Source organism: Thalassospira sp. MIT1004 (genome assembly GCF_001858545.1).
Taxonomy (GTDB): domain Bacteria; phylum Pseudomonadota; class Alphaproteobacteria; order Rhodospirillales; family Thalassospiraceae; genus Thalassospira; species Thalassospira xiamenensis.
In genome coordinates this window covers 132,567-159,182 of sequence record NZ_MCAO01000047.1, presented here as the reverse complement: position 1 = coordinate 159,182, position 26,616 = coordinate 132,567, and the positions used below count along the sequence as shown (strand labels likewise).

Sequence of the window (26,616 nt, the reverse complement as noted above, 5' to 3'; positions counted from 1 at the left end):
ATCAAGATGCCGCTATTTTCCCGGTAACGGGCAAGTGCAGTGCCAGTGAAAACCGATCCCAGAAGTGAAAGGTCGTCAGACCATGATCCTGTTCTATCGCGGGGTACGCCCGACTATTGACGAGACGGCCTTTATCGCGCCGAATGCGACCATCATTGGCGATGTTGAAATCGGGGCGGAAACCGGGATCTGGTTTGGCTGCGTCATTCGTGGTGACGTGCATGAAATTCGCATTGGATCGCGGACCAATATTCAGGACCTGACCATGGTGCATGTCGCCAAGGGAAAGTTTGGAACCTATATCGGCGACGATGTTACTATTGGCCATTCCGCCGTCATCCATGCCTGCACACTTGAAGACAGAAGTTTCGTCGGCATGAGTGCCACGGTCATGGATGGTTGCGTGATCGAGCAGGGCGCAATGCTCGGGGCGGGGGCGCTTTTGGCACCCGGAAAACGCATTCCGGCGGGGGAACTTTGGGCAGGTGTCCCGGCACGCAAGGTGCGAGATCTGACGCAGGAAGAAATCGAGTTTTTCAAAGTATCTGCGGATCGTTATGCCGATCTTGCGCAGGAATATCGTGTGACAATTCCCGATGACCTGAAATCTGAGTAACAATCGCGATTGTCAAACGCAAAGGATCTTCTTGCCTGTGGCAGGACGCTACGATAGCAAGTAATTCAGAAAAACCATATAAACAGGCCGCGCGCCACCACGCCCGGCAATCAGGAAACGGAACCGGGAAATGACGCGTTGGCAGGCGAACGGTGTAATCGTCTTTGTTGCCCTTATTTGGGGTACGACTTTTGTCGTCCAGCAAACCAGCATGGACAATATTGGCCCGCAATATTTTACCGGTGTGCGGTTCCTTCTGGGGACGTTTGTGGTGCTGCCGTTTGCGCTGCGTGAATTGCGCAAAATGAAGCGCGAAGGACGGACGCTTTCGAGGGTCAACACGCTTGGCCTTATCGTTACCGGCGTTTCAATGTATCTGGCCAGCATCCTGCAACAGATCGGCATCATGGATACGACCGTGACCAATGCTGCGTTTCTGACGGCGTTTTATGTGCCTCTGGTACCGGTACTGGCTTTCGCTGTTTTCCGGGCAAAGCCGCACTGGTCGGTTTGGCCGGGCGGAATAATGTGCGTTTTGGGTACATATCTTCTGAGTGGCGGGAACCTCTCGGCACTTGGTAAAGGTGATTTCTGGGTGATGGGAAGTGCGCTGTTCTGGGCTGTTCAGGTGGTGATGATCGGTATAATGGTGACGCGCACAAATACCCCCGCGCTGGTCGCTGCCGTTCAGTTCTTTATTACCGGTCTGCTTGGCATGGCGATGGGCGGCATGTTCGAGACTTTCAGCTTTGCCGATATCCAGAATGCCGGATTTGAAATTCTTTATGCCGGGATCATGTCGGCCGGAATTGCCTTTACCCTGCAGGCGGTGGCGCAGAATTATACCGAAGCAGCAGATGCCGCGATCATCATGAGTGCCGAGGCGGTATTTGCCGCAATTGCCGGGGCGTTTTTCCTGGGCGAGCGGTTGGCACCCGCCGAATATGCCGGATGCGGTGTTATCCTTGCCGCGATCATTGGGGTGCAGTTGTTGCCGATGATGGGGCGTCGGCCCAAAGTTGCCATTTGATCAATATCGGGGGTTTCATCGCCCCGAATTAAAGGACGGTAACCATTGACCTTTATCAAGGCAGGGTGCAATTAAGGTATTGTAAGTGATTATTGGTCGCGATCATGCGGCCACCAGTGAATACCGGATATCGAACATGCCTGTCTTGTCGCGCGTTTCCAGCATGCCCCTTCGCGGGTTTCTTCACCTTGGTTGTGCGTTTGCAACTACGATGCTGATGATTGGTGCCGGTGGTGTCGGGATTACCAGTGCAAAGGCGCAAAATGGCCTTGGCGCGCCGAATTCGTCCGCGGCCTTGCTGGCGGAACTGGCAAGCAATACGTCTTCGTTTGCAGATAAAGCGGCACTGGGCGAAGCACTTTATTTCGATACCAACCTGTCAAAAAACCGGACGCAGGCCTGTGCGAGTTGTCATGAACCGACAACTGGGTTCCGTGATCCGCGTTCCGAAATCGCCCATGGGGCCTATTCGCTTGGCGATGATGGTGCATCGCTTGGCGACCGCAATGCGCCGATGGCGGCATATGCGAAGTTCGCACCCGATTTCCATTTCAAAGAAGACGGCACGCCGGTTGGCGGGCAGTTCTGGGATGGGCGTGCGAAGGATTTGGCCGAGCAGGCCGGTGGGCCGCCGCTTAACCCGGTTGAAATGGGCATGCCTGACAAGGCAACCGTTGTCGCGCGCCTTCAGGAAGATGAAGATTACGTCGAAAGCTTCAAGTCATTGTTTGGTGACGATGTCTGGAGCGATACGAACCGTGCTTATGCTGCAATGACCGATGCGATTGCCGCGTTCGAACGCACCGATCAGTTCGCACCCTTTGATTCAAAATATGATCGTTTCCTGCGCGGGGAATACAAAATGACGCCGCAGGAAGAATTGGGGCGTGTGCTTTTCTTCTCGCAGCAATTCACCAACTGCAATGTCTGCCATCAGCTTAAATCGTCGCCGACGGCAGAGGGCGAGACATTCACAAATTACGAATATCATAACATCGGCGTCCCCAGAAACGTTGCCGTGCGGTTGGAAAATGCCAAGGACCCGGATTTTACCGACAATGGATTGCTTGATAATCCGGCAATTGATGATCCGGCCCATAAGGGCAAGTACAAAACGCCGTCGCTGCGCAATGTCGCCGTCACCGGACCGTATATGCATAACGGTGTGTTTTCCGATTTGCGCACGGTGATCAAGTTTTACAACAAATATAACAGTCGCGCGAAATCGGCCCAGTTGAATCCGGAAACCAAACAGCCGTGGGGCGATGCCGAAGTCCCCGAGACCCTTTCCCTTAAAGAGCTGGAGCAGGGGGACGCCCTTGATACCAAGCGCATAGATGCGCTGGTCGCGTTCCTTAAAACACTGACCGACGCCCGTTACGAGCCGCTTCTGGCCGAGCAGGAAGAAGTCGCAGCCAGGGCCAAGAAGAAATAGGATTACCGGCCGCGGATGGTTTCCAGCACGGCACTTTGTGCAAGATCGCCAAGTCCGGCTTCGATGGCGCGGTCAAACATTTCGGTGGCTGATCTGCCAACCGGCAGGTCAAGGCCAAGTTCATCGGCAAGCCACATGGCATAACCGGCATCTTTGGCGCGCAACGCGGTTGTGAAATGGATGCCTTCATTGTGATTGCCGCTGATCATGCCCGGGATCGTCATGACTCCGGCCCGGCTGGCAACGGCACCATTGGCAAATGCGTCTGCAACCAGATCGCCATCCAGTCCGGCCTTTTGTGCCACCGCAACCAGTTCGGCGGCAGCGGCAATGTGGACCGCCCCCAAAAGGTTGTTCATCAGCTTGTAGATTGTCCCCGATCCAATAGGCCCGAAATGCACGATACGGTTGGCAACGGCTTCCATGATCGGGCGTGCCTGTTTCAGGACGGCGTCATCCGCACCGATTAAAAACATGGTTTCGCCCGCGGCAACCTGTGCCGGCACTGCGGTGACCGGTGCATCGACATAAAGGCAGCCTGCCGTCATGATCTTGCCGGACAGTTCCAGAACGAACCCGTGCGAAAGGGTGGAACACTCGATGGCAAGCGCCCCCGGCGTCATTGCACCAAGCGCCCCATTTTCGCCCAGCCAGACGGTTTCAGATGCAATATCGTCGGCCATGAAGGAAAGGACCGCGTCAACATCACTTGCTGCCTCGGCCGGTGTCGCGCAGGCAATGGCCCCCTTGGCAACCAACGGTTCGATTTTGGCAGCACTACGGTTCCAGACCTTGACCGAATAGCCTTGTTCAAGCAGGCGCGAAATCATTGCAGACGCCATGCGGCCTGCGCCTAGGAAACCGATTTTCTGGGGCATGATATTTTCCTTCGGACCAAAGAAACGGCCCGCCACCTCGGGCGGGCCGGAAATTCCAGTTATCAAGAGGTGATCAGGAAAGCTGCACTTTGACATATTCACCCGGTGCCGGGCCAAGCACTTTAAGCTTGCCATCGCCCGGTTTGCGGGCGTCGACTTGCCCTCCGGAACGGCGGCTGATCCAGTTTTGCCAATCGGTCCACCATGATCCTTCATGCTGGACCGCCTTGGCGATCCAGTCGTCGGGATTGGCGGGATTGCGGTTGTATGTCCAGTAGCAATATTTCTTGGCGGCGGGTGGATTAACCACACCGGCAATATGACCCGACGCCGAAAGGACGAATTTCACCTGACCCGACATCAGTTGCGTTCCGGCATAGGTTGCCTGCCACGGGGCGATGTGATCTTCACGGGTGGACAGGAAATAGACCGGAATTTTGATATCGCGCAGGTCGATCTTTTCACCCAGAATCGTAATGCCACCGGGTTCGCGCAGCAGGTTCTTGTTATACATATTGCGCAGATAGAAACTGTGCATGGCTTTGGGCATCCGGGTCGAATCGGAATTCCAGTACAGCAGGTCGAACGGGAAGGGGTCCTTGCCCAGCATGTAGTTGTTCACCACGAACGACCAGATCAGATCATTGGCGCGCAGCATGTTAAACGACATCGCCATGTCGCGACCGTCAAGATAGCCTTCTTTCGACATCCGGTTTTCAAGGCTTTCGATCTGTTCGTCATCGACAAAGACCGAAAGTTCGCCCGGTTTTTCAAAGTCGGTCAGGGTGGTAAAGAAGGTTGCTGATTTGATCCGTTCGTCACCAACCTTGGCCATATAGGCCAGCATCGCTGATAGAAGCGTGCCGCCAAGGCAATAGCCGATTGCATTGACTTCTTTTTCGCCGGTGGCCTTTTCGATCATGTCAAGTGCTGCCAGTACGCCATCGCGCCCGTAATCTTCAAAGCTTTCTTCGGCCAGTTTGCTGTCGGGATTGACCCAGGACAGGACAAATACCGTGTGCCCCTGATCAACAGCCCACTTGATGAAGGAATTTTCCGGACGCAGATCAAGAATGTAATATTTGTTGATCCATGGCGGCACGATCATCAGCGGGCGCTTCGCGACCTTGTCTGTTGCCGGTTTGTATTGCAGCAATTCCATCAACGGCGTTCGGCCGATCACGGATCCTTCGGTGGTTGCGACATTCTCGCCGATCTTGAAAGCGTCCAGATCGGTCATTTTGATCTGAAGCTTGCCCTTGCCGCGTTCCAGATCGTCCAGAAGGTTGCTAAGTCCCTTAAGAAGGTTTTCACCGCCACTTTCGATGGTGGCGCGCAGGACTTCCGGGTTGGTCATCATGAAATTGGTCGGCGAAATCGCGTCCGCAAACTGCCGGGTATAAAATTCGACCTTTTGGGCGGTTTTTTCATCCAGCCCGTCAACATCATGGACAACATTCTGCATCCATTGCGAGGACAGCAGATAGGATTGTTTGATGAAATCAAAAAGTTCGTTGTTTTCCCACGCCTCGTCGCGGAATCGACGATCCCCCTTTTGCGGGAAGGCGACAGGTTCCGATTCCTGCCCCAGCATACGCATCGTTGTATTATGCCAGAGCATATAATATTGCTGCCACAGGTCCATTTGTGCTTCGACCAGTTTGGTCGGATTTTGCATCATATGGGTGGTCAGTTCGACAAATGCCGATCCGATATTAAGCGGGTCCGGGTCGGAAATTTCCGGATCTTCTGCCTGTTTTGCAAGGAAGTCTGACACAAGTCTTTGACTTCTCTCCGCTATTTCTGCCATCGCTGATGACAGCTCTTCGGGATCAGGAAGATGAATTTCGGTTTCTTTGGCCTGTTGATCGTTCATGGCGCATTCCCTTATGATACGGCCGCCGGTGCATCGGAACATAAAACGGGAAATCCGATCTTTGCGATATCGCAATCATTTTCCCGTTTTATGATCCAATGCTCTCAAACTGCGTGCTGGGTTGAAACTCTGCTTGATCCCAAGCTTATCATGGCCTTAGCCTAGCTCGCTGATGAGGGGTAATACAAGAATTATAAGGTGACGGATTTGTCGCAATCTTCAACGGCAACGTCACACATAACATAGTTTGGAGCAGCGAAATCAAATGGGCGTTCTGAAATCGACGACATGGCGGTGGTCGGGGCACGGGTCCGCGAAAGTTAAATTGCGGCCCTTGCTGCATGCGGGATCGGCACTTGCTGTTGTGCTGATGCTGGGCGCCTGTTCTTCGGTCCCTGATGCAATCAATCCGGTCGAATGGGGAAAATCGATTGGTGATGCTTTTGACGGCGACGAGGAAACTGCTGCCAAGTCGGATCAGCCGATTCCGGGTGAAGACGAAGATTATCCGCGTCTGGCCGATACGCCGGCCAAGCCGGTTGTGACCGGTGATGCGGAACGTGATGCGCTTGTCGCCGGTTTGGCAGCAGACCGCGCCAATGCGCAATATTCCCAGTCGGGCCGTCGTCAAAGCACTCCGCCGGTCAACGCGCTTCAGCCGCAGCCGCAGCAAAGTGCCGAAAGTGTTGATATGCCGACGATTGCGCCGGCACCAACCACATCTGTTAGCAGTAGCGCCATGGCGGAGCCGCAAAAAGCAGCTGAAACCAAAGCAGCCGCAACGGGCAGTGCTGTGACTTCGGCGCAGTCCGGTTCTAGGATTGCCGATGAATGGAGTGCTAAGGCACCGGCGTCTGGACCCGTTCCAACACCGCAACCTGCGCCCGAGAAGCCCGATGTTCTGAAATCTGAACAGGAAAGAGCCGAGTCTTCACAAGTCGCGCCCGGATCGTCAGGATCATCAACCGGTGACCCGGTGATGGACCAGTACAATCGGCGTCTTGCAGAAGGTCAGGGCGTGTTTGCCAATGAACCGCCGGCACAATCATTTGACTATTCTGCCTATTCCGATAACGGGGCGGTAATTGTCGATGAAAGCCAGCTTGGTAGCGGTGGCAATGCCTATCTGTCCGATTCTGCCATGCCCTATGCCGAAACCGCGAACGAGGTTCTGGCATCGCGTCTTGGTGTGCGTTCCGTTGATACGCTGGGACCAAGTGTGAATGGTGTGCAGGTCGCACAAATCCAGTTTGGCCATGGTTCGTCGAATCTGTCGGGCACGGATAACAATGTCCTGAGCCAGGTTGCCCAGGCTTGGCGTCAGACCGGCGGTATCCTTCGTATTATCGGCCATGCGTCGATGCGTACCGCGAATATGAGCCTTGAAGAACATCTGGCGATCAACCGTCAGGTTTCGGAACAGCGCGCTTCGGCGGTGGTGTCGCAGCTTGTGTCTCTCGGTGTTAACCCTGACGCGATCTTTGTCGGGGCCGACGGATCGGCTGACCCGCGCTATTATGAAGGCGTTCCTGCCGGTGAAGCCGGAAACCGCCGTGTTGAAATCTTTATGGATTATTGATCCTAAAAAAGGTACATCCTTCGAATTGTACGGCGCGCCACCCGCATTTTGTCGTGTGGCGCGCAATTTTTTTCAATTCGACGACCCGGTTTTCGCAGGAAATTCGAAAATCGGCGAAATGACGAGGATGTAGGATAATGTCCCAGGAATTCCATCGCATAAAACGCCTCCCGCCATACGTATTTGCTGAAGTAAATGCGATGAAAGCGGCGGCGCGGCGAGCGGGAGAGGACATTATCGACTTCGGCATGGGCAACCCGGACCCGGCCACCCCGCAACATATTGTCGACAAGCTGGTTGAAACGATCAAGAATCCGCGCACGCATGGTTATTCCATGTCGCGCGGTATCCCCGGTCTGCGCAAGGCGCTGGCGGCTTATTACGGGCGCCGGTTCGGGGTGGATATTGATCCTGAAACCGAAACCGTTGTGACGCTGGGCTCCAAAGAAGGGCTTGCGAACCTTGCCGCAGCCATCACCAGCCCCGGTGACATCATTCTGGTGCCCAATCCGTCCTATCCGATCCATGCGTTCGGTTTCATCATTGCCGGTGCGGCATTACGCCACATTCCGATTGGTCATGACGAACAGGGCGAATTCAACGCCGAAAGCTTTATGGAGCAACTGCATCGGGCTGTGAAACATTCGGTCCCGAAACCGAGTGCGGTGGTCCTGAACTTCCCGGCCAACCCTACATCGCTGGTGGTTGACCTTGATTTCTATAAGGAAGTTGTCGATTTCTGCCGGGCGCAGGAAATCTATATCCTGTCGGATATCGCCTATTCGGAAATCTATTTTGATGGCAACCCGCCGCCCTCGATCCTTCAGGTCGAAGGGGCAAAGGAGATTGCCGTTGAATTCTATTCGCTGTCGAAGACCTATTCGATGGCAGGCTGGCGTATCGGGTTTGCGACCGGTAACAAGAAGCTTATCAATGCGCTGACTCGTATAAAATCATATCTTGATTACGGTGCATTTACTCCGATCCAGGTGGCGGCAACCGCGGCGCTTAATGGCCCGCAGGATTGTGTCGAGGAATTCCGCAATCTGTATCGTGACCGTCGCGATATCTTTATCGAGGGGATGCAAAGTGCCGGATGGAATATTCCGGTCCCGGCGGCAACCATGTTTGCATGGGCGCCGATTCCCAAGGCGTTCGAGGAGCTGGGATCGCTTGATTTCTCCAAGCTTCTTTTGCAGGAAGCAGGTGTCGCCGTGGCCCCCGGTCTTGGCTTTGGCGAGTATGGCGATCGCCATGTTCGTATCGCCCTTGTTGAAAACAAGCACCGCATCCGGCAGGCCAATCGCAACATCAAGGCATTCTTCCAGAAATATCCCGATGCAGAATCTGCACGTGAACTGTTGAAGAAATCTGTCTGATATTCGATAAAGCATTCTATGTTTCGCCCGGGACATGTCCCGGGCGAAGTTTTGTGTGCGCACCGGATGTTGTAAAAGACTCCGTCACCTATGCGCAAATCCAACCACGGCATGAGGAGTTATCGTGCAAAACGTCGTAAAGATCGGTGTGGCAGGCCTTGGTACGGTCGGTGCCGGAACCGTTAAACTGCTGAGCGAACACAGGGATAATCTGACGGACCGTTCCGGTTCCCCGATGACTGTCACAGCAGTATCGGCGCGCGATCGAACTCGGGACCGTGGATTTTCGACCGAAGGCATTACCTGGTACGAAGACGCCCGTGATCTTGCAACCGACAAGAATGTCGATGTGGTTGTTGAAACCATCGGCGGTTCGAACGGCATTGCCTATGACGTCTGCAAGGCCGCCCTTGAAAACGGCAAGCATGTCGTCACCGCGAACAAGGCACTGATTGCCCTGCATGGTGTCGAACTGGCGCGCATTGCCGATGCAAACAATGTCACCATCGCCTATGAAGCGGCCGTTGCTGGCGGTATCCCGGTGATCAAGGCGCTTCGCGAAGGGTTGGCAGGCAATGCCATATCCCGCGTGACAGGCATCCTGAACGGAACATGTAACTATATCCTGACCACCATGCGCGAACAGGGGCGTGATTTTGCCGATGTTCTGGCCGAAGCCCAGAAGCTTGGCTATGCCGAAGCCGATCCGACCTTTGACGTTGATGGCATTGATGCCGCGCACAAGCTTGCGATCCTGACCAGCCTTGCCTTTGGCGTCGAGGTCGACTTTGACGCGATTGCGGTTGAAGGCATTCGCAGCGTTTCCGCCCTTGATATCCAACTGGCTGAAGAGCTTGGTTATCGCATCAAGTTGCTGGCGATTGCCAAACAGACGTCTGAGGGCATCGAGCAGCGTGTTTCACCGGTTCTTGTTGACCGCAGCACCCAGATTTCAAAAGTTGAAGGTGTGTTTAACGCAGTCGTGCTTGAAGGCGATTATGTCGGGCCGGTCGTCCTGCAGGGGCGTGGGGCGGGCGAACGTCCGACCGCATCGGCTGTGGTTGCCGACCTTGTTGATATCGCGGCCGGGCGCAATGCGCCGGTCTTTGGCGTTCCGGCGGATCGTTTGAAAAAGAATGTGCGGGCCTCGCTCGAAAAGCATGTCGGGCCTTATTACCTGCGCCTGATGGTCTGGGATCGCCCCGGTGTCATGGCCGAGGTCACCGCGACCCTCGCCAAGCATGGTGTGTCGATGGCGTCCATGATACAGCACGGGCGGGCCGAGACCGAGGGTGGTGTTGTGCCGGTGGTCTTCGTGACCCACGAAACCAGCGAAGCGGCGATGTCCGGGGCGCTTTCCGACATTTCGGCGTTCGAAAGCAATTCGCAGCCGCCGGTCCTGATGCGGATCGAAGGATTTACTTCGTAACAAAACAAAAAAAAGACATATGCGCCTCGCAGGTATAATACCGCGAAGCGTAATTATAAGTCCCGAGCCAAACGGGACACGCCGGGAAACAGAAAGACGGGGCCCCCAGACCCCGCGTTAATGACGAGGATGAAGTTATGGATCGAAATCTCGCGCTTGAAACCGTTCGTGTTACCGAAGCCGCAGCACTTGCCTGTTCCGGGCTTATGGGGCGCGGTGATGAAAAGGCCGCCGATCAGGCCGCCGTGGACGCGATGCGCAATGCCCTTAACAGCATGGATATTCGCGGTACTGTCGTGATCGGCGAAGGTGAACGCGACGAAGCACCAATGCTGTTTATTGGCGAAGAAGTCGGTTCGGGCGAAGGCCCGGAAATCGATATCGCACTTGATCCGCTTGAAGGCACGACCATCTGCGCGACTGGTGGCCCGAACTCGTTGGCCGTTGTTGCCATGGCGGAAAAGGGCGGGTTCCTGAACGCACCGGACACCTATATGGACAAAATCGCCGTTGGTGGTGGTCTGCCAGATGATGTTGTCGACCTTGATGCGAGCCCGGCCGAAAACCTGAAAAGTCTTGCCTTGGCAAAGGGCTGCGATGTTTCCGATCTGGTGGTTTGCATTCTGGATCGTCCGCGCCATCAGGAAATCATCGCCAAAACCCGTGAAGCCGGTGCGCGTATCATGCTGATCGGTGATGGTGACGTTGCCGGTGTTATCGCGACCTCGCAGAAAACGTCGGGTATTGATCTGTATATGGGAACCGGTGGTGCGCCCGAAGGTGTTCTTGCGGCGGCCGCCCTTCGTTGCATCGGTGGGCAGTTCCAGGGACGTTTGGTCTTCCGCAATGATGACGAAATCGCGCGCGCCAAAAAATGGGGCATCGAAGACCTGACCCGTAAATACAAACTGACCGAACTTGCCAAGGGCAATGTCATGTTTGCCGCAACCGGTGTGACCGATGGTGCAATGCTGCGCGGTGTGCGCCGTTTCGCCAATGGTGCGGAAACCGAAAGCATCGTGATGCGGTCGCAGTCGGGCACGGTGCGCTATGTGCGCGCGGTTCACGATTTCAGCCGGAAAATCTGGTACAAGTAATTCGCCAAAGCGGATCGCGAAAACAAGGGAGTGCCTTTGCGCTCCCTTTTTTCGTTTATCGCTTGCGGGGATAGGCTGTCCGGGTTACATCCTCCGCCCCCTTGAAAATGAAACGCCTTTGCCGGAGCCACCATATGTCCGAGATTATCGCCCTTGATTTTGGTACGACCAATTCGGTGCTGGCCGTAGCCGACAGCAACGGCAATGTGCAATCGGCAACGTTCGAGGTCGGGCAGAACAGTTTCGATACTTATCGGACCATCCTGTATTTCTGGGAAGAACAGAAACTGACGACACCCGGTGCGCCGATCAGTTTGCAAAGCTGTTCCGGGCCGTTTGCCATGGCCGAATATCTGAAGGAAAGTCAGGATTGCCGACTGATCCAGTCGATCAAATCCTATCTGGCATCCAAGGATTTCGAGGGCACAGAGATTTTTGGCAATGTCTATACGATCGAAGATCTGATCGCGACGTTCCTGACCCAGATACATCATCACGCCCAATACAGCCTTGGTGGCCTTGGCTATCGCGTGATTTCCGGGCGTCCGGTCGCGTTTGCCGGAACAAATCCCGATAACGATTATGCCGAAATGCGCCTGCGTGCGGCCTATGAGCAGGCCGGGTTCGAGGTCGAGGCCATGGTGTTCGAGCCCTTGGCGGCAAGCTATTATTACGGTCGTCAGCTTGATAAACCCGAAACCGTTCTGGTCGCCGACTTTGGCGGCGGTACCAGCGACTTTTCGGTGATCCGCTTTACACCGGGCATGGGGATTCGCGGGGTTCAGGCGCTTTCGCATACCGGTCTTGGCATTGCGGGCGACAGCTTTGATTACCGCATCATCCAGAAAGCCATCTGGCCGCGTCTTGGTTTTGGTAGCGAATATCGCACGATGGGGGCAGCATTGCCGGTGCCGCGCCAGTATTACACCGCGTTTTCGCGCTGGCATTATCTGTCGATGATGCGCCAGCCCAAGGTGATCAACGAAATCAGAAGCCTGATCCGTACCGCGGAACAACCCGACGATATCGAAGATCTGGTAACAATCATCGAAGAAGAACTGGGTTTCCATCTGTATCAGGCGGTGTCAAAAGCCAAGGCGGAGCTTTCAAGCGAGCAAAGCACGATCCTGCAATTCAATCATGCCGGGGTCGAGATCGATGAGCGCCTGACGCGTGCCGATTTCGAAGCCGCGATTGCACCCGATATTGCCGATATCGAAAAGGCCGCCAAGCTGTGTCTTGAGCAGGCGGGTATTCAGGCCCACGAAGTATCGCGCGTTTTCATGACGGGTGGGACGTCCTATGTCCCGGCGGTGCGCAAAATCTTTGAAGACGGCTTTGGCCAGGAACGGGTCGAAATTGGTCAACCATTCCTGTCGGTTGCGCATGGTCTTGCGCTAATTGCAGCGGATGAGGGGATTGTTTAGCAACTAAAACTGCCCTGGCATTGGGTTTCAAGCAGGATCACGGCCACCGTTATCAGGACAAACCCGATCACGCCAAGCCCGTAAAGCCAAAGCGATTTCGGGTGGTTCTTTAGAATCCACGGCAGGATTCCGCCCATCAGGCACAGCACCGGAAACGCCAGAACGGCAAAAAACAGAAACCAGGTCAGGTTGTTTTCGTCCGAGCCCGGTGCATCGAATATCATCGGTGAAAACATCACCAGCGGGGCGGCCATCAGTGCGCCCAGAATGGAAAGGACGGTCAAACCGATCCGAAGACCTTTTCTATGGTTCATTGCGCGTATCCGTTTTTTGTTTATCCCGGCAGTCTGCACAGCTTTGACGTGTGAGCAAGAGGTTGCAGGCAGGCGGATGTTTTTCACGATGCGAAATCGTCACTTCTATTTGTGAAATATCGATCACACTTATCTTCAGGTTATCAAGGGGCGGGCATTCGTTGCTGTATAAGGCCCGATGAGCTTTTTCAGGGAGGATGATTGATGAGCAGTGAAAGTGACGCACATGTTATTGCACGGTTGACGGGCCAGATGCTGCCGTCCCTTGCGTTGGCGGCAACCGATGGCCAAGCGGTTGATCTTGCGACCCTGACCGGGCGCACGGTTGTCTATGCGTATCCGCGCACAGCCGAACCTGACAAGGCATCCCCCGATGGGTGGGATGAAATCCCCGGTGCCAAGGGCTGCACGCCGCAATCCTGTTCCTTCCGCGATCACGCCAAGGAGCTGTCGGCTGTGGGTGTGGATCACCTATTCGGGCTTTCCAGCCAGACCACGGAATATCAGAAGGAAGCCGTCGAACGGCTGCATCTGCCATTTGCGCTTTTGTCCGATGCGGATCACAGGTTCAAGGAATCGATGGCGATGCCCGACTTCGTTGCTGATGACATGCGGCTGTTCAAACGCCTGACCATGATCATTCATGACGGGCGGATTGCCAAGGTTTTCTATCCGGTTGATGCCCCGGCGCAAGATGCCGAAAATGTTTTGCGCTGGTGCCGCGATAATCCGAAGGGCTGATGGATTAAAATATCCGGTTTAAGCGCGCCCCGGATTAGGCTATTTCAATGGGCATGACAGACCATGCGCAAGAAAAGACATTTTTGGGAATAGAGCGATCCGTTACCGGTAAATGGTGGCGGGAACGCAATCTGGATGATCGGCTGGCAACCACCATTGCCCAGCGTTTTGGCGTTCCCGAAGTTGTCGGGCGGGTAATGGCTGCCCGCGATATCGGGCTGGATGATGCCGAAAGTTTCCTGAACCCGACCTTGCGCGACCTGATGCCCGATCCATCGACCTTGAAGGATATGGACAAGGCAGCCGCCCGTATTGCCGATGCGGTGATCAAGGGCGAGAATATCGCGGTTTTTGGCGATTATGACGTTGATGGCGCGACCAGTACCGCGCTGTTAAAGCGCCTTTTTGCGGCCCTTGGGCGCGATGTGGTCGTGCATATCCCGGACCGCCAGAAAGAAGGATATGGCCCCAATAGTCCGGCCTTGCTCGATTTGCAGCGCCGGGGAGCCAGTCTGATTCTGACGGTCGATTGCGGGGTGACGGCCTATGCGCCGCTGACCGATGCCAGGGAAGCGGGGATCGAGATCATTGTCGTTGATCACCATGCCGCCGAGCCGGAATTACCGCCCGCCGTTGCCGTGGTCAACCCGAACCGACTTGACGATGAAAGCGGCCTTGGGCATTTGTGTGCGGCGGGTGTCGCCTTTTTGCTTTCGGTTGCGATCCTGCGCGAATTGCGTTCGCGCGGCTGGCTGGAACAGGCAGGCATTCGTGCGCCCGATTTGCGTAACTGGCTTGACCTTGTGGCACTTGGCACGGTTTGCGATGTGGTGCCGCTGCGCGGGCTTAATCGGGCATTCGTGACGCAAGGCATCAAGATCATGCGCCATCGCCACAATGTCGGCATGGCGGCGCTGGCCGATATTGCCGGGGTAAATGAAACGCCCAGTGCCTATCATCTTGGATTCATGCTGGGGCCGCGGGTTAATGCCGGTGGGCGTGTCGGGGAATCGTTCCTTGGGACGACGTTGCTTTCGGGCGATGATCCCGCCCAGGCGCTGGATATCGCGCGCAAGCTTGATGAATATAACCGTGAACGCAAGGCGATCGAGGATATCGTGCTTGATCAGGCGATCAGCGCGGTTGAAAGTCAATCAAAGGTCGGTGCAATGGTGCTGGTCGGCGGCGAAGACTGGCACCCTGGTGTGATCGGTATTGTCGCCAGCCGTTTGAAGGATCGTTATCATGTTCCCGCCCTTGTGATGGGCATGGTTGATGGCCTGTTCAAGGGATCGGCGCGTTCGGTACGCGGGATTGACCTTGGGGCCGCGATCATTGCTGCACGGCAGGCAGGGCTTTTGATCAATGGCGGCGGGCATGGGATGGCGGCTGGTTTCACCCTTGATCCGGAAAAACGCCCGGCATTCGAAGAATTTCTTGAAACCCGGTTTGCCAAAATCATCGCTGAAAATGATATTCGCCCGACTATGACGGTTGATGGTGGTCTGCATGCGATGGGGGCGACGCTTGATCTGATCGAGGCCCTCGAAAAGCTTGGCCCGTTTGGTGCCGGCAATGCCGAGCCGCGCTTTGTTTTCCCGGAATGCCGGGTAGTCAAGGCTGACGTAGTGGGCGCTGATCACGTGCGTTGCATATTATCGGGAAGCAATGGCAAGGGGCGCCTTAAGGCCATTGCATTTCGCTGCCTTGACAATGATATGGGCCAGACCCTGCTGAAGCATGGCGGGCGGCCCTTGCATATCCTTGGCCATTTGCGGCGCGACAGCTGGCAGGGGCGTGATGGTGTGCAACTGATGATTGACGACATTGCCCTACCGGTTCTTGGCTAAGGTACATTTTCAGGTCCTTGTACCGGGCCGTTAAAACGGCCCGGTAACGCGTGGAAATAAATGCGGAAACTTTGCCCTGGCCATTCTTTCAGTTTTTGTCCGCGCGGCGTTCTTGCTGCCGATCAAGAATAATGGTGATCGCCTGCGACAATATGGTGGCCATCTCGCTGCTATCTCGATTATTTTCGAGGTTCTCGACGATCTGGTCATAGGCACCAATAATGTCATTGGCAATTTGAGGGCTGTTCGTGATGCCTTCGGCTGCGAGAAATCCGCTGATGATGGCGATAAGGACCTCGCGTTCTGCTGGCCCGGTACAATATGGATTTGGTGCCCGGGTTGTTTCAGGTTCGTTCACTGTATTCGGTTTCTTCGCGGTTCCCCTTGGGGGCTCACCGGTTGCGATCCACTGCAAAGAGATGCCTTTTGAAATGGCAAGGCGGGCAACGCCTACAAAGCGAGGTTCCGATTGTGCCTGACACCATCTGTTCAATTGTTCAGGGATGATGCCGGCGATCCGGGCCGCATCTTTTTTTCGATCAAACATATCGACGACATGGCGAATGCGATCCCCAAGCGCGCTATCAAGTACGGGCAAAGGGGCGTCTGTATCCCGCCTATCCATGATGCACGCAGTATATTGCCGGCTGTGAAAAGTCGTTCCCCGGTTTCCGCAAAATGCCGGAGCAACGAAATTTTTTAGTTGAATGTCGAATTTTTTCGTTGTAAATCTTGCTCATGTTCAACTTTAACTGGCTTTTTTAACCAAGGGGCTTGGTTTTGTTGTTCGGGCTTGGGGATCGGCGAAGAGTGGGCGCCGAAAGAATCGAAAACAGCATACTACATCAACATGTTCTAAAATTAGACTGCTACCCTTTCGGGCGGAATCCACCTTGCACGTGGCATGTTAGCGTCACGTGAAGGCGCATTCTTGTTCAAATGGATGGTTCCCTTTGAATCTAGATATGTACGACGTTACTGGCAATCAACATGTCGGGCTACCATGTTGAATAAACAGGTTATGTGACAGTTTGTTCTTTCGGTCCTGCAAGTTTCTTTTTTGCGGCTTTTTGCATTTCATAGCTGACAGGGAAACATATGCGACGGACGGGTATATTCTTTCATCCAAAGGAGCGGCGAGGCATTACGATTTTGCGGCGCATTGTCGTAATTGTTGCCTTTGCTGCCGTCATCCTGTGGTCGCACGGTATGGTCGCAGCTGCCCAGACGGGGGATATGCTTGCCGCGGCCCGGTCGATAAAGATTTATACCGAGGATTTTGCACCCTTTAATTACATGTCGGATACGGGGTTGACCGGTGCCGGGACGGATGTGGTCCGTGAAATGGCCGCGCGTCTGGGGCATGACGGAAAATTTGAGGTGCTTCCGTGGAAACGGGCCCTGCAAATTGTCGACAATGAACCCGGCACGGCTGTTTTTTCAATGGTGCGAACGTCTGAGCGAGAAGATGAGTATAAATGGGTTGGGCCAATCATTGTGACGCGTGGCTGGCTTTATAAAATGACCGACAGCAACCTTGAAATCCGCGATTTGAGTGACGCACGCAAAGTTGCCGCCATCGGGGTGCAGGCAGGCGGTGCGGCGGAACGAATGTTGCGCGAACAGGGCTTTAAAAACCTTGCGGCACTTTATACACCCGGGAATGCGTTGCAGCTTCTGGCCAGTGACCGGATAGACCTATGGGAAGCATCCGATCTGGTTCTGGAGCATCAGCGTCGCAAGTTCGGAATTGACCGGTCCGAAGTTGAACCGGTTATCGGCTTGGGAATTTACGAGCTTTATCTGGCATTCTCACTGCAAACGCCGGACTTCATCGTGGATCAATGGCAGATGGTTCTTAACGATCTGCGCAGTGACGGGACATTTGCCGAAATCGGCCGAAAATACGGTGTTTCGATGCTGCATGAGGGTGCCGAAGTTCCGTCAGGTGAAGAATTCAATCTGATGACGCGCTGATCGCGACAGAGGGTGATCTGAACCCGCCGGTGTCATCGCGCCAAACGTATCACGGCAATACATCAGGATATATCTTACGGGGGCTTGCGGGTATCCCGTGATCGGATTATGCCATTTGGCATCATGAATGATCATACAAAAACACCAAAGCAGGCCGTGCACGGGGTAGGGACATTTTTATGGATCCTGGCACCGGTCGTGCTGGCCTTTTCGCTCAGCCAGTTTTTCCGTTCAGCACAAGCCTTGCTGGCCGAATCCCTTCGCGCGGAGCTTTCGACCTCTCCCGAGGAACTTGGCCTGATATCGGGCAGTTTTCATTTTGCCTTTGCCTTGATGCAAATTCCCGTCGGTGTGATGCTGGACCGTTACGGGCCGCGTTTGACCAATGGTGTGATGATGATCATCACGGTGGCCGGTGTTCTGATCTTTGCCAATGCGCATAGTGTGGCGGGATTGATGATCGGGCAGGCGGTGATCGGCCTTGGCTGTTCAGCGGCCTTCATGGCGGCATTGGTGCTGGCATCGCGTTGGGTGGCACCGGAAAAGTTTGCCGCGACTTCTGGCCTGATTGTGGCATTCAGTTTGCTGGGCGTTCTGGCATCGGCAACGCCATTGGCCGCCCTGATCGAACTGCGCGGCTGGCGCGACGTTTATTACGGGCTTGCCGTGCTCAGCGCGCTCTCGGTTGTTCTGACATTCACCATGGTGCGCGACGCACCGCCAAACCACAGCTTCCATTCCCGAAAGGGCGAAACCGTGGGTGAGGCATTGTGCGGCATGATCTCTGTCTGGAAAAACCGGCAGGTCTGGTTTCTGGTTGGTGTTGCCTTCTTCAGCTATCCGGCGATCCTGACCGTACGTGGGCTTTGGGGCGGGCCGTACCTACAGGACGTCTTCCTTCTCGGGGCGGTGGATGTTGGTAACGTTCTTTTGGTGATGACAATCGGCATGATCATCGGACCGCCCGCCTATGGGCAACTTTCGCGCCTGATGGGCGGTGCGGCACATCCCCTGATCGTCTTTGCCGTTCTGATTGCGGCTGTGCTGTGCCTGTTGCAGGCGCTGCTGGGGACGACAGCTCTTTGGCTCGCCGCGGTCCTGATGGTCGCATACGGGCTTCTGGGTAGCTGTGCAACGCTTAACTATGCCGCATCGCGGGCCGCGGTGCCCGAACATATGATTGGCCGTGCCCTGACCACGGTCAATCTGGCGACCTTTGGCGGGCTGTTTGTCCTTCAGGGGATTGCAGGTGTGATCATTGGTCGGTTTGAGCCGGGCGCAACGGAGGGCTACCGCGTGATGTTTGCCTTCCTTGGTGTCTGCCTTGCGATTGCGGGAACGGCCTTCTGGATGGGAACCCGAAAACGGTCGAATTGATTTCAAGCGGTTTTGTACGGGTGCCTTTGCGGTTGTCGTTGCGGACATGCGTTCGCATATGTGTTGGACAAGGATATTGCAGGATCGGACTATGATCCTTGCGGTTAAACAGGATGCTTGGATTTCCCGGCTTTTGGCGTGTTATCGCCCTATTTGCGGTGGGGGATTAAAAAAAACGTCACAGCGGCGAAAAACGCGCTTGACCTTGCCCGACCCAATCGCTAAAAACCGGCCTCGTTAACGCGCTGCGTCCCCTTCGTCTAGAGGCCTAGGACACTGCCCTTTCACGGCGGCAACAGGGGTTCGAATCCCCTAGGGGACGCCACCAAAGCAGACCATACATAAGATCGCACCGCGATTTGCGTCCCCTTCGTCTAGAGGCCTAGGACACTGCCCTTTCACGGCGGCAACAGGGGTTCGAATCCCCTAGGGGACGCCACCAAAGCAGACCATACATAAGATCGCACCGCGATTTGCGTCCCCTTCGTCTAGAGGCCTAGGACACTGCCCTTTCACGGCGGCAACAGGGGTTCGAATCCCCTAGGGGACGCCATCTTCTTCCAAAGACGATTATCCTGTTTGTAATGCTCGTTCGGTTCGCGACGGGCATTTTTTGTTTTTTGCTTTCCGGACTTGGTAAAGTTCAGAATCCAAACCGGTGCTGGCGCGATGTTTTCTTGTGCTGGCGATACCGCCGCGTCAGGCTTTCGCGTAATTGCTCCGCCGTCGGGCGTGGGATTTGCGGGATCAGGCGGGCCGGGGGCAGGGTGCTTTCGCCATTATCCTCGATCAATTCGACGGGTGCTGTTTCCTCGGTTTCGCCAAACAGGTCGGCAGGGTCGGCTGTTTCGGCCGGGAAAAGATCGGCAACGCCAACACCCAGCAGGCGATAACGCGTGCCATCGACTTCCTTTTTCAAAAGTGTCAGGGCTGTTTCAAGGATCAGATCCTCGCGCAATGTCGGGTAGGTCAGGCGCATATTGCGCGTCCGCGTTTTGAAATCCGCTGATTTCAGTTTCAGGACAACGGTATGGCCAGCGATTTCCTTGCGTGCCAGATCACTCGCAACGCGCGCGGTCAGGCGTTTGGCGATATCGACCAGTTCATCAAGGTCGGAAATGTCTTCATTAAACGTAGTTTCTGATGACAGGCTTTTACGCTCGCTGCTTTGTTCGACCCTGCGATTGTCCTGCCCGCGCGAAAAATGGAAGAACCGTTTGCCAATGCTGCCGTAACGGCCCTGCAAGGCATGTATATCAAGCTGTTGCATCTGTCCGATGGTGGTGATGCCATCGTCGCGCAGCTTGCGCTCCATCGCCGGTCCAACGCCCCACATCATGCGTACCGGCTTATCGGCAAGGAACGATACGGCTTCTGCCGTGCCAATCATTGAAAAGCCGAACGGTTTATTGAGGTCGGATGCGATCTTGGCCAGAAATTTGTTGTAGGAAAGCCCGATGGAAACCGTGATGCCGACTTCGCGCCTGATTTCCGCCTGAAGATCAATCAGGCATTCGGCGGCTGTTTTGCCATGCGTTCCTTGCGCGTTGGTCAGGTCAAGAAACGCCTCGTCAATTGAAAGCGGTTCAATGTCCGGGGTTATGGCGCGCATCATGTCACGTACCCGGTATCCTTCGCGCTGATATTTCGCCATGTCGGGTTTCAGGAAAACGCCGTCGGGGCAAAGTTCGCGCGCCTTGAAGGCTGGCATGGCGGATCGCACGCCGAATTTGCGCGCGACATAACAGCAGGTGGAAACCACCCCGCGATGCCCGCCGCCAATGATGACAGGCTGATCCATCAGTTCCGGTCGGTCACGCTTTTCAATCGAGGCATAAAACGCATCGCAATCCAGGTGCCCGATGAAAAGTTCGGGCAGTTCGGCATGCGCGATCCCGCGTTTTCCGCCACAGACCGGGCAGGGGGCATAGGCCCCTTCGCCGCTTTTGGCAAGCGGCCGGTCTGCATGGAAACGCCATTTGTGATGGCAATCGGGACAAAGCGCGTAAAGCATATTTATTTGTACCGCTTTTGTTCCCTTTTTGCCAAGCAAAGAAACGCGGCAAATCCCCGTCAGGTGACAGGATTTGTCAGGTGCAATTATCAGATTCTGACGGGATTAGCGTTTCTGTGCGGCTGCCGCACGTTTCGCACGGCGCTGACGGGCAATCATGTTGTCGATATAGCGCCCCTGGAACAGGGTAATGCCCAGCGACTGACCGAATTTGATCGCAGTCGGGCTGTCGCAACGGCACAGGATCACACGTTCCCGGCCAGAGTCTTTCACAAGATTGTCCATTTCGGAATATTTCTTGCGAATGACGTTGTCTGTCATTTCCTCGCGCCAGGCGACCTTGATGAAATCAGCCTTAAGGCTTTTGCGATCCACAAACGAAAGGGCTTCGACAGTCAGATTGTCGATCAAAACGCGATAGCCGCGTTCATGGAATTCGTCACGCAGCCGCAGATAGGTTTCGAGGTTTGAGAACAGATCGACCTGATTGAGCTCGATGATCACATTGCCCGGCCATTTTTTACGAACAACTTCATCGAACCGCTCGAAATCCTTGGATGTCAGCGTTTCCAGATTGAGGTTGATCGAGAATGAGCTGGCATGTGTCTTGAACGTCCGCTTGCACAGATAATTCAGCATGCGTTTATCAAGCACTTCGGTCATATGCTGAAACAGCCAGCGGTTTGACGCAAGGTCAATGTTGGGCATGATCGCGTTGCGCAAGTCCGAGATCGAGACAAAGAATTCGTCAAAAACCGGATGCAGTTCCTTGGACCCCGCGCGGGCAAACACGCAAACAGGTTGCTGACGGATATGTTCGGAAAGATCAGCCGAATGAATGGTGTCTTCCAACTGGGCCAGATTTTCCGCATTGATCGGGCTCAGAACATTGGTTGGCTTCTGAGCCGGGCGCATATTGCTGCTTTGCTGCAGCTTTTTGGCGCGTTCATCAAGATGCTGGCACAGCAGCAGGAATTCCTGAAATTCCGTATTCAGATTGTACCATGTGCAGAATCCGGTTTCCTCGCTTTCGTCCTGCGAAAGCGGATCATCGCGGAACAGGTAGCGCAGCGTGTCAACTGCCGGTTCCACGTCGGCGATCGATTTGTCTTTCCAGATGAACAGAAGGTCATCGTTACTAAGAACAAAGATACGGCCGACATAAAGCTTTACGTAGCTTTCAAAGGTATTGGTCGCGACCCGGATATGATAATCGCGTCGGTGAAATGGCTTGAGCCGGGACAAATGGATATGAACAGCGCGGTGCCCGAATTTGCGGGTTTCCAGGCGCTGGACATAATCAAGCATCAGGTATTCCTGAAGGGCCTGTTGGCCATATTGTTTGGGCTCAATCAATCTACTTCCCCGAAAGAGACAGGATTAATTCCTGATATTTTGAATTCATACAATGGTATGGGACGATCTATCAAACCATATTGTCCCTGAATGCTGCGTTAACAGGTGCGACAGTTATATAGTTTATTTTTACGAATTATATTTTGGACATGTCCTATTGCATAGTTTCTGACATTGGAAAATGCTTTTAACGAATTGTTCGCAGCCATCGGGCAAACTGGATCACCATCAGGGAAATGATGGGGCGGTGCGCGTTGGACTTGACGACAGCCTGCGAAACATGCTCCCTGAATTGTCTTTTAATAATAGGGGGTTGACACCATGAAGGTATCCGCAATGCGGACCGGGAACTGGCTGAAGATCGGCGGCAGAAGCCTTGCCGTTGTCGGCATGGTTTCATGGGTGTCTGGCTGTGCGCCACTGCTTGATCAGGATTTCTGGGACGAGGCGACTTCATTTACCGACGAAAATTATACCGCCAATGGTTTGCAGCAGCTTGCAACCGGCGATTATGCCTCTGCGGAAAAATTCTTTGACGAAGCATTACGCAAAAATCCCCAGGACGGGCACGCGCTTTTGTGGCGCTCGGTGATGTATCAAAACACCAACCGTGCCGATCGTGCGCGGGATGGATACGATACCCTGATCGCCATGAACCCGCCCGGAACGGTTTTGATGACAACGGCCAACGGCACGCAACCGCGCCCGTTGCGCGATGCGGCTGAATTCAACCTGATGCGTTTGCAGCGCGGTCTTCCGGGATCGCTTAGCATCAATGACCAGATTGCGACGGCTCCGGCCGGGTTGGGGACGGCAAATCAATCCGTCATGGCACCGTCGAATGCCATGGTCGCAGCCCCGATGGTCGCCAGCAGTCAACCGCGTGCGAGAAGTGCCGATATGCCTGCCGGTGCTGCATTGAGCACGGGTGACGAAGCCATCGCAAAGCGGTTTGCCATTCTGCGTGATTTACAGGCCGCTGGCCTTGTCACGCCGGAGGAATTTTCAGCGCGCCGGTCTGCCAATCTGGGGGCATTGCTGCCCATGAGCCAGTCAGCACCGGCGGCATTTCTGGATAATCCGCCACCGGACAGCACGCAAATCGAGCAGCGCCTGAACCAGTTGAACCGTGCCCTTCAGATCGGGGCGATCACGGTGCAGGAACATGTCAATGAACGTACCGCTATTCTGGATGCGCTTTTACCGGCCCAACCGCGCCAGCGCGCAACCCCGCCGCCGGCACCACAAGGCTTGATGGATGCCGCACGCCAGATCGCGCGTATCGAAGATTTTTCGCAGATGAAACTGGTGACGCCCGACGAATTCAAACGAGAGCGTGATGCAATCGAAGCCGCCATTGTCGAACCGGCAAAGGCCAATGTAACGACCTTAAGCGCGGGCGAGCCTGTTCGTCGTGTCGCCACCGGCGAAAGCCGTGCGGTTCAGTCGGGCGGCGAAATGGCAGCGGCCCCGACCATGGGGACGGCAAATCCGGTTGCTGCAACAGCCGGGGGCAAAAGCCTTCATCTGGCATCTTATCGCAATCAGGCACAGGCCGAACGCGGTTGGCAAATCCTGACGCAACGTTATGCCGAGCTTGCGCCACTTCGGCACGGTGTCACGCAGGCAAACATTCCTGGCAAGGGGACCTATTTCCGTTTGATGGCGACCGGGCTTAGTGACAGTTCTGCCAGTTCAATCTGTGCTGAGCTTAAACGTCGTGGTCAGTTCTGCGAGGTCAAGTAACGGCGCTTTGCGCGCAACCTGACTGAAATCAGGCAGGTTTGCCGACGATCCGGATATCCGACATGATCCTGATTTTCAGCGATTTTGGCGTAATCGGCCCTTATAGTGGGGCGATGCGTGCGGTTGTTCATCGTAATGCCCCCGACATTACGGTTTGCGATCTGATGGTCGATGCGCCGGATCGCAATCCACGTGCATCAGCCTATCTTCTGGCCGCACTGTCGCGCGAATTTCAACCGGGCGATGTCGTGCTTTGCGTCGTTGATCCGGGTGTTGGCAGCCAGCGTCGCGGCATTGTTGTTGAATGCGACGGCGTTTTTTACGTCGGTCCCGACAACGGCTTGTTTGAAATACTGATTCGGCGGTCGAAAACATGCCGGGTGAGAGTGATCAACTGGCATCCCGAAAATGCGTCGGCAAGCTTTCACGGGCGCGATATTTTCGCCCCGGTGGCCTGCATGATTGCCAAGGGTGAACCAGTGGCACTTGGCGATATCGATGTCGGGTTGCGTTATGTCCCGCCCCAGAGCTGGCCGGATGAGCTTTCAGAAATCATTTATATCGACAGCTATGGCAATCTGATGACCGGTCTTCTTGCCGCACCGGGGTGGCAGAACCGCAATCTGAAGCTTTTGATCAACGGACAGTCTCTTTCGCCTGCCCGGACATTCTCCGATGTCGCGCTGGGGCAGGGCTTCCATTACCGAAATTCAATCGGACTTTGTGAGGTTGCCGTAAACTGTGGACGTGCCGATCAGGCGTTCGGGGCAGAGATCGGTACAGCGGTGTTTATCAAGCCGCAGAATTAGAACGCGGGTAATTTTCTTTTGCGAAATGAGTGTTATATTTCAACGGGATTGATGCATTCGTCTGTCGCGGACGACAGCCACAGACATATGTGAAGGGCAGCGAATGGCAATTGATGTAAAGTTCTGGGGAGTTCGTGGGAGCATTGCCTGTCCTTCCCCCGACCATGTTGTTTATGGCGGCAATACCAGTTGTGTCGAAATGCGGATCGGTGATCATACCCTGATCTTTGACGCCGGAACCGGTATTCGCAATCTTGGCAAGGATCTGATCCGGCGCAAGGTAACCGAAGCCAGTATTTATCTGACGCATACCCACTGGGACCATATCAACGGGTTCCCGTTTTTTGTACCGGCCTATAATCCTGCTGCACGTTTTCACGTATTGGCCGGACATTTGAAAGAGCAGGGCGGGGTCGAGCGCGTGTTTTCGGCCCAGATGGCCGATCCAACCTTTCCGGTACCGCTTTCGGCCATGAAGTCAAAACTGACATTCGAAGATTTCACAATCGGGACGGTTTTATATCCGGCCGATGGGATTGCCGTTCGGACCGCGCCGTTGCGTCATCCCAACGGGGCGACGGCGTATCGCGTGGAGCATGACGGCAAGTCTGTCTGTTATGTCACCGATACCGAACATATGCCGGGCCAACCTGACGAGGTGGTTCTTGATTTCATCCGGAATGCTGATCTCGTGATTTATGACAGCACCTACACCGACGATGAATTCCCGGCCAAAGTTGGTTGGGGGCATTCGACCTGGCAGGAGGGAGTTCGGCTGTGTCAGGCGGCAAACGGCAAACGGCTTGCCCTGTTTCATCATGATCCCGATCACAATGATGCGGTAATGGCCGGGATCGAGCTGCAGGCACGCAGCCAATGGTCAAATGTCTTTGCCGCGCGCGATGAAATGGTCGTCGTTATCGAATAGGGTACCCGGCAGAACGCACACCACCAACATCAGAATACGCGCGAATATTTTGGGAAAATGCGAATTTCGATACGGCGGTTGGCTTCGCGGTTTTCCTCGATCGGGTTGCCATCATCGCCGCGGTTTGGCAATTTCGGCTTGGTATCGCCATAGGAAATTGCCCGCATGCGGTCACTTTCCGGATCAACCCCGACCGCGGTTAAAAAGCGCACAACGGCAATGGATCGCCCGGCCGCCAGTTCCCAGTTCGACGGGAAACGTGGTGTGTTGATCGGGCTGTCATCTGTATGACCGGTCACTTCGACCTGAAAGCCAAGATAGCGGGGTTCTTTTAACAGGTCCCCAACATCTTTAAGGAACAGGACCGCATCCTGCGTCAAATTGGCCGATCCGGGATGGAAAAATGCGCCGCTGCCAAGTTCCATCAGAATACCTTCGTCGTCGGTCGAAACATTGACGGCATTATCCATTGATGTGTTGAACACAACATCCTTCAGATCGGTTTCGAGAACCTGCGTCGGGCGGACGATCTCGCGTTTGCCAATCTGTTCGGCAATACCTGATTGTACTTTTTCGAAAAGCGGGATTTCGACCTTGGAAAAGCTGACCAGCATCACAAAGAACGCCATCAGAAGCGTGATCGCATCGGCATAGGTTACGATCCAGTCTTCTTCGACCAGTTCTTCTTGGCGTCGCCCCATCGGTGATTTGCGTCGGGCCATCATGGCCTCCTGTCGTCAAGCATATCGTCTGTCGCC

22 protein-coding genes and 3 tRNA genes are annotated in these 26,616 nt (G+C 54.8%); 18 read left to right on the top strand and 7 right to left on the bottom strand.

The genetic code is table 11. The features are described from left to right. Positions 1 to 82: 82 nt before the first annotated feature. From BC440_RS21850 to BC440_RS21840, 3 genes are all read left to right on the top strand, one after another. Positions 83 to 616 carry a gamma carbonic anhydrase family protein gene (locus BC440_RS21850; protein WP_071241386.1) on the top strand — a complete coding sequence of 178 codons (534 nt, stop codon included), beginning with the start codon at positions 83 to 85 and terminating at the stop codon, positions 614 to 616. A gap of 130 nt (positions 617 to 746) precedes the next feature. After that, a complete protein-coding gene (locus BC440_RS21845; protein ID WP_071241385.1) occupies positions 747 to 1,646 on the top strand; it encodes a DMT family transporter in 900 nt (299 codons plus the stop codon). Positions 1,647 to 1,782: 136 nt separating this feature from the next. Beyond that, entirely contained in the window at positions 1,783 to 3,081 is a 1,299-nt protein-coding gene (locus BC440_RS21840; protein WP_247643642.1) for a cytochrome c peroxidase, read from the top strand. A gap of 2 nt (positions 3,082 to 3,083) precedes the next feature. Here BC440_RS21840 and BC440_RS21835 read toward each other — a convergent pair whose 3' ends face one another. Together BC440_RS21835 and phaC are read right to left on the bottom strand one after the other, a co-directional pair. Next, on the bottom strand, positions 3,084 to 3,959 hold the full coding sequence (locus tag BC440_RS21835; protein ID WP_071241450.1) for an NAD(P)-dependent oxidoreductase: 876 nt from the start codon (positions 3,957 to 3,959) through the stop codon (positions 3,084 to 3,086). 73 nt (positions 3,960 to 4,032) lie between these two features. Beyond that, the gene (phaC, locus tag BC440_RS21830; protein WP_071241383.1) at positions 4,033 to 5,835 is read right to left on the bottom strand and encodes a class I poly(R)-hydroxyalkanoic acid synthase; all 1,803 of its coding nucleotides are present in this window, start codon (positions 5,833 to 5,835) and stop codon (positions 4,033 to 4,035) included. A gap of 265 nt (positions 5,836 to 6,100) precedes the next feature. On the opposite strand from phaC, the gene BC440_RS21825 reads away from it, so the two are divergent. From BC440_RS21825 to BC440_RS21805, 5 genes are all read left to right on the top strand, one after another. After that, positions 6,101 to 7,414, top strand: a complete 1,314-nt coding sequence (locus BC440_RS21825; RefSeq protein ID WP_071241382.1) for an OmpA family protein — start codon at positions 6,101 to 6,103, stop codon at positions 7,412 to 7,414. 137 nt (positions 7,415 to 7,551) lie between these two features. Beyond that, a complete protein-coding gene (locus tag BC440_RS21820) occupies positions 7,552 to 8,793 on the top strand; it encodes an LL-diaminopimelate aminotransferase (RefSeq protein ID WP_071241381.1) in 1,242 nt (413 codons plus the stop codon). A gap of 124 nt (positions 8,794 to 8,917) precedes the next feature. After that, positions 8,918 to 10,222 (top strand): homoserine dehydrogenase, encoded by a 1,305-nt coding sequence (locus BC440_RS21815; RefSeq protein WP_071241380.1) that lies wholly within the window; start codon positions 8,918 to 8,920, stop codon positions 10,220 to 10,222. 137 nt (positions 10,223 to 10,359) lie between these two features. Continuing rightward, positions 10,360 to 11,319: a class II fructose-bisphosphatase gene (glpX, locus tag BC440_RS21810; RefSeq protein WP_062951815.1), complete on the top strand. Its 960-nt coding sequence runs from the start codon at positions 10,360 to 10,362 to the stop codon at positions 11,317 to 11,319. Between the two features lie 134 nt (positions 11,320 to 11,453). Continuing rightward, positions 11,454 to 12,746 carry an Hsp70 family protein gene (locus tag BC440_RS21805; protein WP_071241379.1) on the top strand — a complete coding sequence of 431 codons (1,293 nt, stop codon included), beginning with the start codon at positions 11,454 to 11,456 and terminating at the stop codon, positions 12,744 to 12,746. On the opposite strand, the gene BC440_RS21800 is transcribed toward BC440_RS21805, so the two are convergent. Next, a complete protein-coding gene (locus tag BC440_RS21800) occupies positions 12,743 to 13,060 on the bottom strand; it encodes a hypothetical protein (RefSeq protein WP_007091614.1) in 318 nt (105 codons plus the stop codon). The genes BC440_RS21805 and BC440_RS21800 overlap by 4 nt on opposite strands. Positions 13,061 to 13,264: 204 nt before the next feature. Between BC440_RS21800 and BC440_RS21795 the strand changes: the two genes are divergently transcribed. Then, complete coding sequence (locus BC440_RS21795; RefSeq protein WP_071241378.1) at positions 13,265 to 13,801, top strand: peroxiredoxin; 537 nt, start codon at positions 13,265 to 13,267, stop codon at positions 13,799 to 13,801. 47 nt (positions 13,802 to 13,848) lie between these two features. Further along, positions 13,849 to 15,651 (top strand): single-stranded-DNA-specific exonuclease RecJ, encoded by a 1,803-nt coding sequence (gene recJ, locus BC440_RS21790; RefSeq protein WP_083379475.1) that lies wholly within the window; start codon positions 13,849 to 13,851, stop codon positions 15,649 to 15,651. Positions 15,652 to 15,739: 88 nt separating this feature from the next. Here recJ and BC440_RS21785 read toward each other — a convergent pair whose 3' ends face one another. Further along, positions 15,740 to 16,249, bottom strand: a complete 510-nt coding sequence (locus tag BC440_RS21785; RefSeq protein WP_071241377.1) for a hypothetical protein — start codon at positions 16,247 to 16,249, stop codon at positions 15,740 to 15,742. Between the two features lie 554 nt (positions 16,250 to 16,803). On the opposite strand from BC440_RS21785, the gene BC440_RS21780 reads away from it, so the two are divergent. The 5 genes from BC440_RS21780 to BC440_RS21760 all read left to right on the top strand — a co-directional run bounded on the left by BC440_RS21780 (position 16,804) and on the right by BC440_RS21760 (position 19,558). After that, positions 16,804 to 17,628, top strand: coding sequence for a transporter substrate-binding domain-containing protein (locus BC440_RS21780; RefSeq protein ID WP_071241376.1), 825 nt, complete (start codon positions 16,804 to 16,806; stop codon positions 17,626 to 17,628). A 123-nt stretch (positions 17,629 to 17,751) separates the two neighbouring features. Next, positions 17,752 to 19,005 (top strand): MFS transporter, encoded by a 1,254-nt coding sequence (locus BC440_RS21775; RefSeq protein ID WP_247643641.1) that lies wholly within the window; start codon positions 17,752 to 17,754, stop codon positions 19,003 to 19,005. A 249-nt stretch (positions 19,006 to 19,254) separates the two neighbouring features. Beyond that, positions 19,255 to 19,330, top strand: a tRNA-Glu gene (locus BC440_RS21770). A gap of 38 nt (positions 19,331 to 19,368) precedes the next feature. Next, positions 19,369 to 19,444: transfer RNA gene (locus BC440_RS21765), tRNA-Glu, on the top strand. 38 nt (positions 19,445 to 19,482) lie between these two features. Beyond that, a tRNA-Glu gene (locus BC440_RS21760) sits at positions 19,483 to 19,558 on the top strand. A gap of 90 nt (positions 19,559 to 19,648) precedes the next feature. On the opposite strand, the gene BC440_RS21755 is transcribed toward BC440_RS21760, so the two are convergent. Beyond that, positions 19,649 to 21,019, bottom strand: coding sequence for a DNA polymerase IV (locus BC440_RS21755; protein ID WP_071241374.1), 1,371 nt, complete (start codon positions 21,017 to 21,019; stop codon positions 19,649 to 19,651). Between the two features lie 105 nt (positions 21,020 to 21,124). Next, the gene (locus tag BC440_RS21750) at positions 21,125 to 22,375 is read right to left on the bottom strand and encodes an EAL domain-containing protein (RefSeq protein WP_007091607.1); all 1,251 of its coding nucleotides are present in this window, start codon (positions 22,373 to 22,375) and stop codon (positions 21,125 to 21,127) included. Between the two features lie 321 nt (positions 22,376 to 22,696). Here BC440_RS21750 and BC440_RS21745 point away from each other — a divergent pair, with 321 nt between their 5' ends. The 3 genes from BC440_RS21745 (at position 22,697) to BC440_RS21735 (ending at position 25,858) form a co-directional block, all read left to right on the top strand. Beyond that, positions 22,697 to 24,121 carry a tetratricopeptide repeat protein gene (locus BC440_RS21745; protein WP_071241373.1) on the top strand — a complete coding sequence of 475 codons (1,425 nt, stop codon included), beginning with the start codon at positions 22,697 to 22,699 and terminating at the stop codon, positions 24,119 to 24,121. Between the two features lie 62 nt (positions 24,122 to 24,183). Then, on the top strand, positions 24,184 to 24,930 hold the full coding sequence (locus tag BC440_RS21740) for an SAM-dependent chlorinase/fluorinase (protein ID WP_037987774.1): 747 nt from the start codon (positions 24,184 to 24,186) through the stop codon (positions 24,928 to 24,930). A gap of 103 nt (positions 24,931 to 25,033) precedes the next feature. Continuing rightward, entirely contained in the window at positions 25,034 to 25,858 is an 825-nt protein-coding gene (locus BC440_RS21735) for an MBL fold metallo-hydrolase (protein ID WP_071241372.1), read from the top strand. Between the two features lie 29 nt (positions 25,859 to 25,887). On the opposite strand, the gene BC440_RS21730 is transcribed toward BC440_RS21735, so the two are convergent. Continuing rightward, complete coding sequence (locus BC440_RS21730) at positions 25,888 to 26,580, bottom strand: flagellar motor protein MotB (RefSeq protein ID WP_083379473.1); 693 nt, start codon at positions 26,578 to 26,580, stop codon at positions 25,888 to 25,890. Positions 26,581 to 26,616 lie beyond the last annotated feature (36 nt).

Bases quoted from the DNA above. Each gene is read 5' to 3' on its own strand.
- recJ (WP_083379475.1), top strand. From the start codon at position 13,849: ATGGGCATGACAGACCATGCGCAAGAAAAGACATTTTTGGGAATAGAG.
- BC440_RS21805 (WP_071241379.1), top strand. From the start codon at position 11,454: ATGTCCGAGATTATCGCCCTTGATTTTGGTACGACCAATTCGGTGCTG.
- phaC (WP_071241383.1), bottom strand. From the start codon at position 5,835: ATGAACGATCAACAGGCCAAAGAAACCGAAATTCATCTTCCTGATCCC.
- glpX (WP_062951815.1), top strand. From the start codon at position 10,360: ATGGATCGAAATCTCGCGCTTGAAACCGTTCGTGTTACCGAAGCCGCA.
- BC440_RS21775 (WP_247643641.1), top strand. From the start codon at position 17,752: ATGAATGATCATACAAAAACACCAAAGCAGGCCGTGCACGGGGTAGGG.
- BC440_RS21840 (WP_247643642.1), top strand. From the start codon at position 1,783: ATGCCTGTCTTGTCGCGCGTTTCCAGCATGCCCCTTCGCGGGTTTCTT.
- BC440_RS21850 (WP_071241386.1), top strand. From the start codon at position 83: ATGATCCTGTTCTATCGCGGGGTACGCCCGACTATTGACGAGACGGCC.
- BC440_RS21740 (WP_037987774.1), top strand. From the start codon at position 24,184: ATGATCCTGATTTTCAGCGATTTTGGCGTAATCGGCCCTTATAGTGGG.
- BC440_RS21845 (WP_071241385.1), top strand. From the start codon at position 747: ATGACGCGTTGGCAGGCGAACGGTGTAATCGTCTTTGTTGCCCTTATT.
- BC440_RS21820 (WP_071241381.1), top strand. From the start codon at position 7,552: ATGTCCCAGGAATTCCATCGCATAAAACGCCTCCCGCCATACGTATTT.
- BC440_RS21835 (WP_071241450.1), bottom strand. From the start codon at position 3,959: ATGCCCCAGAAAATCGGTTTCCTAGGCGCAGGCCGCATGGCGTCTGCA.
- BC440_RS21730 (WP_083379473.1), bottom strand. From the start codon at position 26,580: ATGGCCCGACGCAAATCACCGATGGGGCGACGCCAAGAAGAACTGGTC.
- BC440_RS21800 (WP_007091614.1), bottom strand. From the start codon at position 13,060: ATGAACCATAGAAAAGGTCTTCGGATCGGTTTGACCGTCCTTTCCATT.
- BC440_RS21795 (WP_071241378.1), top strand. From the start codon at position 13,265: ATGAGCAGTGAAAGTGACGCACATGTTATTGCACGGTTGACGGGCCAG.
- BC440_RS21755 (WP_071241374.1), bottom strand. From the start codon at position 21,019: ATGCTTTACGCGCTTTGTCCCGATTGCCATCACAAATGGCGTTTCCAT.
- BC440_RS21735 (WP_071241372.1), top strand. From the start codon at position 25,034: ATGGCAATTGATGTAAAGTTCTGGGGAGTTCGTGGGAGCATTGCCTGT.
- BC440_RS21825 (WP_071241382.1), top strand. From the start codon at position 6,101: ATGGGCGTTCTGAAATCGACGACATGGCGGTGGTCGGGGCACGGGTCC.
- BC440_RS21745 (WP_071241373.1), top strand. From the start codon at position 22,697: ATGAAGGTATCCGCAATGCGGACCGGGAACTGGCTGAAGATCGGCGGC.